Source organism: Kitasatospora sp. NPDC059577 (assembly GCF_042735475.1).
Classification (GTDB): domain Bacteria; phylum Actinomycetota; class Actinomycetes; order Streptomycetales; family Streptomycetaceae; genus Kitasatospora.
The window spans coordinates 43,104-52,683 of the sequence record NZ_JBHWBZ010000029.1; the positions used below are offsets into that span (position 1 = coordinate 43,104).

8 protein-coding genes are annotated in these 9,580 nt (G+C 73.8%); 1 reads left to right on the forward strand and 7 read right to left on the reverse strand.

Annotated elements, in window-relative coordinates; all coding sequences use genetic code 11:
* Window positions 1–182: 182 nt before the first annotated feature.
* From ACFV0O_RS22605 to ACFV0O_RS22635, 7 genes are all read right to left on the reverse strand, one after another.
* Window positions 183–1,493, reverse strand: coding sequence for a geranylgeranyl reductase family protein (locus tag ACFV0O_RS22605; RefSeq protein WP_360257061.1), 1,311 nt, complete (start codon window positions 1,491–1,493; stop codon window positions 183–185).
* 203 nt (window positions 1,494–1,696) lie between these two features.
* Window positions 1,697–2,392, reverse strand: coding sequence for a demethylmenaquinone methyltransferase (locus ACFV0O_RS22610; RefSeq protein ID WP_380344585.1), 696 nt, complete (start codon window positions 2,390–2,392; stop codon window positions 1,697–1,699).
* Window positions 2,393–2,647: 255 nt separating this feature from the next.
* Window positions 2,648–3,235, reverse strand: a complete 588-nt coding sequence (locus ACFV0O_RS22615; protein ID WP_380344587.1) for a hypothetical protein — start codon at window positions 3,233–3,235, stop codon at window positions 2,648–2,650.
* 389 nt (window positions 3,236–3,624) lie between these two features.
* Window positions 3,625–4,386, reverse strand: a complete 762-nt coding sequence (locus ACFV0O_RS22620) for a hypothetical protein (RefSeq protein ID WP_380344590.1) — start codon at window positions 4,384–4,386, stop codon at window positions 3,625–3,627.
* Window positions 4,387–4,556: 170 nt separating this feature from the next.
* A complete protein-coding gene (gene mqnC / locus ACFV0O_RS22625; RefSeq protein WP_360257069.1) occupies window positions 4,557–5,777 on the reverse strand; it encodes a cyclic dehypoxanthinyl futalosine synthase in 1,221 nt (406 codons plus the stop codon).
* Between the two features lie 73 nt (window positions 5,778–5,850).
* Window positions 5,851–7,539, reverse strand: coding sequence for a serine/threonine-protein kinase (locus tag ACFV0O_RS22630; protein ID WP_380344594.1), 1,689 nt, complete (start codon window positions 7,537–7,539; stop codon window positions 5,851–5,853).
* 298 nt (window positions 7,540–7,837) lie between these two features.
* Window positions 7,838–8,779 carry a menaquinone biosynthetic enzyme MqnA/MqnD family protein gene (locus tag ACFV0O_RS22635; protein ID WP_380344597.1) on the reverse strand — a complete coding sequence of 314 codons (942 nt, stop codon included), beginning with the start codon at window positions 8,777–8,779 and terminating at the stop codon, window positions 7,838–7,840.
* A 374-nt stretch (window positions 8,780–9,153) separates the two neighbouring features.
* Here ACFV0O_RS22635 and ACFV0O_RS22640 point away from each other — a divergent pair, with 374 nt between their 5' ends.
* The gene (locus ACFV0O_RS22640; protein ID WP_189920031.1) at window positions 9,154–9,357 is read left to right on the forward strand and encodes a cold-shock protein; all 204 of its coding nucleotides are present in this window, start codon (window positions 9,154–9,156) and stop codon (window positions 9,355–9,357) included.
* Window positions 9,358–9,580: the final 223 nt, after the last annotated feature.

The following is a 9,580-nucleotide window of genomic DNA, read 5'->3' on the forward strand; positions in this document are numbered from 1 at the left end:
GGGTACTCGCCCGCGCGCCTCGCCACCTACCACGCCCGCGCCGCCGCCCCCGGCGTCCGGGCCGCGGCCGGGGGGAGGGCGGCGGAGGAGCAGGCCGGGCAGCGGCCGGAGGGGCCTGCCGCAGAGACTGCTGCGGTGGAGTCGGAAGGGGCTCCGGACTAGGTCTGTCCGGCCGGACAGACCTAGGCGTTCGGCGCGACCCGGGTGAGGCCGTTGATGACGCGGTCCATCGCGTCGCCGCCCTGCGGGTCGGTCAGGTTGGCGAGCAGCTTGAGGGTGAAGCGCATCAGCAGCGGCCGGGGCAGGCCGTGCTGGGCCGCCAGCTGCATCACCTTCGGGTTGCCGATGAGCTTCACGAAGGCCCGGCCCAGCGTGTAGTAGCCGCCGTACACGTCCTTGAGGATGCGCGGGTAGGCCTGGAGGGCGCGTTCCCGGCCCCCGTCGGTGACCCGGGCGAGGGCCTGCACGATGACGCCGGCGGCGATCTGGCCGGATTCCATCGCGTAGGCGATGCCCTCGCCGTTGAACGGGTTGACCATGCCGCCCGCGTCGCCGACGAGCAGCAGGCCGCGGGTGTAGTGCGGCTGCCGGTTGAAGGCCATCGGCAGCGCGGCGCCGCGGATCGGCTCGGTCATGTTGTCGGGGGTGTAGCCCCATTCCTCCGGCATCCCGGCGCACCAGGCCTTGAGCACGTCGCGCCAGTCCAGTTCGCCGAAGGCCGGCGAGGAGTTGAGGATGCCGAGGCCCACGTTGGAGGTGCCGTCGCCCATGCCGAAGACCCACCCGTAGCCGGGCAGCAGCTTGCGCTGACCGCCGCGGGTGTCCCACAGCTCCAGCCAGGACTCCAGGTAGTCGTCGTCGTGGCGCGGGGAGTTGAAGTAGGTGCGGTAGGCGACGCCCATCGGGCGGTCCTCGCGCCGGTGCAGGCCCATGGCGAGGGAGAGCCGGGTCGAGTTGCCGTCGGCGGCGACGACCAGCGGGGCGCGGAAGGTGACCGGCCGCTTCTCCTCGCCGAGCTTGGCGGTGACGCCGACGATCCGGCCGGTGCGCTCGTCCAGGACCGGCCCGCTGACGTTGCAGCGCTCGTAGAGGCGGGCGCCGGCCTTCTCGGCCTGACGGGCCAGCAGCTCGTCGAAGTCGGCGCGCTTGCGGACCAGGCCGTAGTCGGGGAAGGAGGACAGCTCGGGCCAGTCCAGCTCCAGCCGGACGCCGCCGCCGATGATCCGCAGGCCCTTGTTGTGCAGCCAGCCGTTCTCGGTGGAGACGTCGATGCCCATGTCCACCAGCTGCTTGGTGGCGCGCGGGGTGAGGCCGTCGCCGCAGACCTTCTCCCGCGGGAAGGCGGTCTTCTCCAGCAGCAGCACGTCCAGCCCGGCCTGGGCCAGGTAGTACGCCGTGGTGGCACCGGCCGGGCCCGCGCCGACCACGATGACGTCGGCCGTGCTCTCCACCGGGCTGTCCGGCTTCGTCAGATCGGCTGCGGTCTCGGACACGTGGACACACTCCTGGAGCTGCGGCGGGGGGACGGCGGCTTTTGTCTTCGGCAGTCTAGTTCCGCTCACGCCGCCGGAACTGCCCGCGTCCCCGCCCGGTCACCCGCCCGACCGCCCGCCCGGCACCGGCCTGCCGGTCCGCCCGGTCACCCGCCGAGGCCGGTCCGCCCGGTCCGCCCGGTGACCTGCACCGCCCGCACCGCCTACGCGGTCTTGTACGCCCGGTGCAGCGCGACGATCCCGCCGGTGAGGTTCCGCCAGGCGACCTTCGACCAGCCGTTCTCCTGCAGCTTGGCGGCCAGCCCCGGCTGGTCCGGCCAGGCCCGGATGGACTCGGCGAGGTAGACGTACGCCTCCGGGTTGCTGCTGACGGCCGTGGCGACCGGCGGCAGCGCGCGCATCAGGTACTCGGTGTAGACCGTCCGGAACGGCGTCCAGGTCGGCGTGGAGAACTCGCAGATCACCAGCTTGCCGCCGGGCTTGGCGACCCGCAGCATCTCGCTCAGCGCCGCGTCGGTGTCCTGGACGTTGCGCAGCGCGAAGGAGATCGTCACCGAGTCGAAGGTGCCGTCCGCGAACGGCAGCCGGGTGGCGTCCCCCGCGGTGAGCGCCAGCTCGGGGTGACGGGCCTTGCCCTCGGCGAGCATGCCGACCGAGAAGTCGCACGGGACGACCTGGGCCCCGGCCTCGGCGAAGGGCAGCGAGGAGGTGCCGGTGCCGGCCCCGAGGTCGAGCACGAGGTCCCCCGGTCCGGCGGCCACGGCCTCGGCCACCGCCCGGCGCCAGGCGCGGGCCTGGCCGAGGGAGAGCACGTCGTTGGTGCGGTCGTAGTTCGCCGCGACGTCGTCGAACATGGCGGCGACTTCGTGCGGCTGCTTGTCCAGAGAGGCTCGGGTCACGCCCCCATTGTTCACCCTCGCCCGGACTCCCCGACCAACGGGGCGCACGATGCGCCGCACGCCGGGCCCCGCGACGGCCCCCGCGATGGCCCGCACCACGGGGCGCACCACCGGGCTCCGCACCGGACCGAACAGCGGCTCGACACCGCACGCACCCCGGCCTCGCCCCGGATGCGCCGACGGGTCGCCCCGGTCCCCGGGGACGGGAGTGGCCCCCTCAGTGCCGGCCGGCCCCCGGGGACGGGAGTGGCCCCCTCAGTGCTGGCCGCGTCGCCCGCCCGCCCGGCGCTTGCGGCGGGAGCGTTTGCCGTGGGTGATCGCGGGCATCCCGTCGGCCAGCGCTTCCGTCGCCATCGCGAGGTTGGCGGCCAGCCGCCCCTGTCCGGCGCGGACCGCGACCGCCCTGCGGTGTCGCCAGATGCGCAGCACGCAGACCGCGAAGAGCACCACGGCGACCGGAACGCTGAACCGGGCCAGGCCCACGCCGACGGGCTGCGGGTAGGTGTCGCCGCAGATCCGCACCGCGCCCGCGTCGTCGGCGGCGTGTTCCAGGCAGATCGCGTCACCGAGCTTGGTGCCGTCCGCGACGGGCAGCGCGGCCGCGGTGTGCGGCTGGCCGCCGACCTGGTAGCTGACAGCGCTGTAGGTGCCGCCGCCGGTCGGGAGCTGGGTGACGGTGCCCTCGATTCTCACCGGGTGCGCCGCGATCCGGTCGGCCTGGTCGGCCTGGCGCCAGCCGAGCAGGCACATGCCGACGGCCAGCACGGCGCTGAGCACGGCGGCGAGGTACCAACCACGGCCCAACCGCGGGACGCGCGGCGGGGGAACGGTCGCGGTTTGCATGGTTCCTGTCCTGGCTTGCCGTCGGGGCCGGGGACGGGCCCCGCCGCCCGCGGGCACGGGCGGTGGTGTGGTGAGGGTACGGATCGAGCTGTCCGGGATCGTATCCGCTGGCGGGCCCTCAGGTCACGGCGAAGGGACAATCATCCCCCGCCACCGGCAGCAGAGTTCGGGTGTACGCGAAGGAAGTCCCGTGCGCCGGAAGGGAATCCGGCTACTGACGAGTACGTCACAGTGGCGTCGCCGGACGACCTCCGGTCCGCCACCGGTCCGCCACCGGACCCGGGCCGGGCCCGCGGGCTCCCCGCCGCCCTCCGGCAGCCCCCCACCGATCCCGCACCGGCCCGCCACGGGCTCCCCGCGGGACCCCCACGGAACCGTCACCGGCCCGCTCAGCGCCGCCGGTACATCAGCCTCCCGCCCAGCACCGTGGCCAGGCACCCGCCCGCCACCGGCTCGGCACGCCCCTCCCCCGCGGCCGGGAACACCGCGAAGTCCGCCCGCCCGCCGACCGCCACCCGCCCGTACACGGCCTCCGCGAAGGGCAGCACGGCCAGCGGGTCCAACGAACCCCCGCCCGCAGCACCAGAAGCACCCGCGCCGCCCGCAGCACCCGTGCCGCCCGCGCCGCCCGCAGCACCAGAAACACCTGCAGCACCCGTGCCGTCCGGAACGTCCGCGACGTCCGCACCGCCCGGCCGGACCGGCACCTCGACGACCCCCGACCGCCCCACCGCCGTCCGCACCGAGGGACGCGCGAACGGACCGGCCACCGCCGTCACCCCGAACCCGAGCATCCGCTGCAGCCCGCGCCGCGCACTCGCCCCGCACCGCGCCTCGTCCGTCGATCCGGCCAGTCCGTCGGCCACCGGCTCGACGCCGATCTCCTCCCGCGGGTCCGGGTGGTAGGCCCGCTCCAACAGCCAGTGCCCGTACGGGTTGCGCAGCCCGGGGGCGAGCACCGCCGAGCCCCAGTCCCGCACCCGCGCGTCCGGGTGCGCGGCCGCCAGTTCCCGGTACGGTCCGACCGCCTCGACGCGTTCGCCGCGCACCACCACCGCCCCGTCCGCGAAGGACGGGGCGGTCGGGTCGGCCGGGTCGGGCAGCACGAAGGCGGCCCGGTGCAGGGTCAGCACGGCGGGTGGTGTCCTCACTCGTCCGGGATCCTCGGCTGCCCGGGACCCTCACTCGTCCGGGATCCTCACGAGCCCGGGAATCCCCCGAACGACGCAGGGACCCTCACGAACGCAGGAGCCCCGCGCACACAGGAGCCCCGCGCACGCAGGGACCCTCACGAACGCGGGGCCCCCGCACGCAGGGAGCCTCAGTTGTCCAGGATCTTCAGCTCGGGGTGCGCCGTGCCGCCCTCGATCGCCGTGGAGGCGATGTGCGAGGCGACCCGCGGGTCGACCGGGTCGTTCGCCGGGTCGTCCAGCACCCGCAGGTGCTCGTACGTGGTCGAGCGCTGCGCCGGGACGCGGTCGGCGGCCCGGATCAGGTGGATCAGCTCGGTGAGGTTGGAGCGGTGCTTGGCGCCGGCCGCCGAGACGACGTTCTCCTCCAGCATGACCGAGCCGAGGTCGTCCGCGCCGTAGTGCAGCGACAGCTGGCCCGCCTCCTTGCCGGTGGTGAGCCAGGAGCCCTGGATGTGGGCGATGTTGTCGAGGAACAGGCGGGCGATGGCGATCATCCGCAGGTACTCGAAGACGGTGGCCTGGGTGGAGCCCTTGAGGTGGTTGTTCTGCGGCTGGTAGGTGTACGGGATGAAGGCCCGGAAGCCGCCGGTGCGGTCCTGCACGTCGCGGATCATGCGCAGGTGCTCGATCCGCTCGGCGTTGGTCTCGCCGGTGCCCATCAGCATGGTGGAGGTGGACTCCACGCCGAGGCCGTGCGCGGCCTCCATGATCTCCAGCCAGCGCTCGCCGGACTCCTTGAGCGGGGCGATCGCCTTGCGCGGGCGCTCCGGGAGCAGTTCGGCGCCGGCGCCGGCGAAGGAGTCCAGGCCCGCCTTGTGGATCCGGGTGATGGCCTCCTCGATGGAGACCCCCGAGATCCGGGACATGTGCTCGACCTCGGAGGCGCCCAGCGAGTGGATCACCAGCTGCGGGAAGTCGGCCTTGATCGCCGAGAACGCGCGCTCGTAGTACTCCACGCCGTAGTCCGGGTGGTGGCCGCCCTGGAACATGATCTGGGTGCCGCCCAGCTCGACCGTCTCGGCGCAGCGGCGCAGGATCTCGTCGAGTTCGCGGGACCAGCCCTTGTCACTCTTCGGCGGCACGTAGAAGGCGCAGAACTTGCACGCCGTCACGCAGACGTTGGTGTAGTTGATGTTCCGCTCGATGATGTACGTCGCGATGTGCTCGGTACCGGCGTAGCGGCGGCGGCGCACCGCGTCGGCGGCGGAGCCGAGCGCGTGCAGCGGCGCGGAGCGGTAGAGCTCCAGCGCCTCCTCCGGAGTGATCCGGCCGCCGGCGGCGGCCCGGTCGAGCACGGCCCGCAGGTCGGTGCTGGACGCATCGAGGGTGGTCGCTGCGAGCTCGGTCACCTGGCGGCCTTCTCTCTCTCAAGTGCTACTCGGGTACGGCCGAACCAGCCTACGCCAGGCCTTTCGGGCATCCTCAGCCCGCCGCCCCGTTCGTCCTGTGCAGGGTCCCGGCCGGGTTTCCGGCCGCCGGGTCGGCGGAGGTGAACCGGATCGTCCCGTCGGGCTGCAGGGTGAGCGTCTCGGCGTTGGCGCCGCCGGTGCAGGCTCCGGGGAGCGAGGAGCGGACCAGCCGGGACCGGAACACCAGCTTGGTGTCGGAGACCGACGTGAGCGTCCAACTCCCCTCGCAGCTGATCGGGATCAGCCCGGAGACGGCGTTGCGGCTGCCGGTGGTCTCCTGGCCGATCGCCGCCGGGCGGACGGTGAGCGTGGTGGTGCCGCCGGGCAGGCCCTTGTCGGTGATCATGTCCCCGCTCCAGGTGCCCAGGAAGCCGGCCGGCACCGCGTTCGGCCCGCCGGTCGCGGGAGCCGACGGCGAGGCGGCGGCGGGAGCAGAAGGGGAGGACGGGGAAGAGGGAGCGGAGGGGGAGGAAGCGGATGCGGACGGGCCGTCCGTCCCGCCCGGCACGAAGGCCCCGGGTGAGGCGACGGCGTCGCCCGGGTCGACGGACGGGACCGGGACCGGCCCCGTGGTCGGCCCCGAGGCCACCGGATCGGGACCGGGTGCCTGCCACCAGGCGTACAACCCGTACCCCCCGCCCCCGAGCAGCGCGACCGTCAGCACCGCCGCGGCCGCGAGCCCCGCCCGCCGCCGCGGCCCGCCGGGCGCGGGCTGCCGCACCATCGACGGCGGGTAGTAGCCCCTGGGCACGAAGGTCGGCGTCGGCTCCGCCTGCGCTGCGTCCGTCTGCGCCCCCTCGGGCTCGTCCTCCAGGTCCAGCAGTTCCACCGCACCGCGTCCCACCCCCGCCGCCAGCGCCGGCGGCAGGAAGCCCCACAACCTGGCGCCGCCCGCGCCGTCCGGGTCCAGCCGGGCGGCCAGCTGCTGCGGGGTGGGCCGGGCGGCCGGGTCCTTGGCCAGGCAGTCCGTGACGATCGCCCGCAGCCCCTGCGGCAGTCCGGCCACATCGGGTTCCTCGTGCAGCACCCGGTAGAGCAGGACGGCCGCGCTGACGCCCTCTCCGAAGGGGTGCACGCCGGTGGCGGCGAAGGCCAGCACGGCGCCGAGCGAGAAGACGTCCCCGGCCGGTCCGACCGGCTGCCCGCTCGCCTGTTCGGGCGACATGAAGCCGGGTGAGCCGACCACGTGGCCCGATCGCGTGAAGCCGCCGGTCGCGTCGAGCGCCCTGGCGATGCCGAAGTCGATCAGCCGCGGCCCGTCCAGGGTCAGCAGCACGTTGGACGGTTTGACGTCCCGGTGCACCAGGTCGAGCCCGTGCACGTGGGCGAGCGCCCCGGCGAGCCCGACCCCGAGGGCGCGGACGGCCGGTTCGGGCAGCGGCCCGTACTCCTGGACGGCGGTGGTGAGCGCGGGCCCGGCGACGTAGCCGGTGGCGACCCAGGGCTGCTCGCCCTCGGTGTCGGCGTCCAGGACGGGCGCCGTCCAGGTGCCACCGACCCGGCGGGCGGCGGCCACCTCCTGCCGGAACCGGGCGCGGAACTCGGCGTCGTCGGCCAGTTCCGGGCGCACCACCTTCACGGCGACGGTGCGCCCGCCGGCCGTCCGGCCGAGGTAGACCCGGCCCATTCCGCCCGCGCCGAGCCGACGCAGCAGCCGGTAGGCGCCCACCTGGCGCGGATCGCCCGCCCCCAGTGCTTGCATGGCCCGCACGCTCCCCTCGCCCTCGCACGCGCGGCCCCGGGCGGGTGCCCGGCCGCGTGCGCCGCTCCCGGGGCGTGCTCCCGGCGGGCCACCCGCCGCTGACACCCCGGGAGCAGACCGTACCGGGCCGGACCGACCCCCTTCAGCCCGCCGACGGGATCAGCGGAAAAGAGGTCGTCCCCGGCGCGGCCCCGCCCGGCCGCCCCCCGGCGCTGCCCCGCCCGGCCGCGCAGCCGGGGAGGCCGCCCCACCGGCCGTCACCCCGCAGCGACCGCGACGGCCCCGCCCGGCCGCGGGTTCACCCGCCGACCGGCAGCTCCACCGGCTGCAGCGGCAGTTCGGCCGGTTCCAGCAGCCGCACGGCCACGTCCGGCGCGAAGCCGCTGTCGTGCGCGACCCGCCGGGCGAACTCGGCGACGCCGGCCAACTGGCGGGCGCCGAGCGAGAAGTCGAGCGCTTCGCTGAAGTAGCGCTCCAGCACGTCCGCCCCGAAGACCTCCCAACGGGCGGCCTGTTCGGCGACCTTGGCGGCCTCGACCAGCGAGAGGTCGCGGGATTCCAGGAAGGCCCGGTGCACGGCCGCGGTCAGCTCCGGGCGCCGCTCGGCGAACTCGCGGCGCACCGCCCAGACCGCGAAGACGAACGGCAGGCCGGTCCATTCCTTCCACATCTCGCCGAGGTCGTGGACGGTCAGCCCGAGGTCGGCGGCCTGCCCGAGGTAGGCGCGCAGCGCAGGGTCGCCGATCAGGACGGCGGCGTCGGCCTCGGCGAGCATCGCGCTGAGGTCGGGCGGGCAGCTGAAGTAGTCGGGGCGCACGCCCTCGCGCTCTTCGAGGAGGAGCCGGGCGAGCCGGACCGAGGTGCGGCTGGTGGAGCCGAGGGCGACCCGGCGGCCGTCGAGGTCGGCGAGCGGCACCTTGCTCACGATCAGGCAGGACATCACCGGGCCGTCGCTGCCGACCGCGATGTCGGGCAGGACCAGCAGGTCGTCGGCGTTGCGCAGGTACTCCACGCAGGTGATCGGGCCGATGTCGAGGGCGCCGCCGACGAGCTGGTCGCTCAGCTTCTCCGGGGTGTCCTTGGTGAGATCCAGGTCGAGCAGATTGCCGGTCCTGGCGAGCCCCCAGTAGAGGGGAACGCAGTTCAGGAACTGAATATGGCCGACCCGGGGCCGGGCCGGCGTGTTCTCCTGGGGCTCCCGCGTTTGCGCGTCCGGTGTTTGTGCGTCCGGTGCTGCCACTGCGCCGCTCCCTTGCTGTTCGTGCGCCTCCCCGCAGCGTATGCCTGTGGTTCACCACGGCTCGCACCGGCCACCCGACACGCCCTCACGCGCCCCCAACACGCCTTTCCACGCCCGCTCTCGCCCTTACGACACGCGCCTTCCACGCCGTAAGTGACCTCTGGTCGTCACAGCGGCCGCATGCTAGCGTTGCCCTCAGTTGCAGTTTGATTCCCCTTGCAGTACTTGAAGCCTGCGGAGCATGTAACCGCAGGCTTTTTGTAGTTTTTCAGCAATATCGAAAAACTTCGGACTCGTCCGGAGGCAGGGCGATCAGCGCAGCGGACCGGGGGCCACACGGTGTGGTCCCCGACACGCATCGCAAGGAGAACGGCATGGCTCAGGGAACCGTCAAGTGGTTCAACGCTGAGAAGGGCTTCGGCTTCATCGCCCAGGAGGGCGGCGGCCCCGACGTCTTCGTTCACTACTCCGCCATCAACGCGAACGGCTTCCGTTCGCTGGAGGAGAACCAGACGGTCACCTTCGACGTCACCCAGGGCCCGAAGGGCCCGCAGGCGGAGAACGTCACCGCTGTCTGACCATCCTCTGATGATCTGATCGCTCGGGACCCCGACGGGTCCACCGGCGGCTCCCGACAGCCGTCACCATGAGCACAAGAGCAGTACCCAAGGGGGCCCGCCGTTCGGTGGGCCCCCTGCCTTTCGTCCGGGCCGACGCGCCGGCCCGGACGGGAACCGGACACCGCGAAGGGCGGGGTCGTATACACAAATCCGAGCCCCCCAGACCAACTTCTATGGGGGT

Bases quoted from the DNA above. Each gene is read 5' to 3' on its own strand.
- ACFV0O_RS22615 (WP_380344587.1), bottom strand. From the start codon at position 3,235: ATGCAAACCGCGACCGTTCCCCCGCCGCGCGTCCCGCGGTTGGGCCGT.
- ACFV0O_RS22640 (WP_189920031.1), top strand. From the start codon at position 9,154: ATGGCTCAGGGAACCGTCAAGTGGTTCAACGCTGAGAAGGGCTTCGGC.
- ACFV0O_RS22630 (WP_380344594.1), bottom strand. From the start codon at position 7,539: ATGCAAGCACTGGGGGCGGGCGATCCGCGCCAGGTGGGCGCCTACCGG.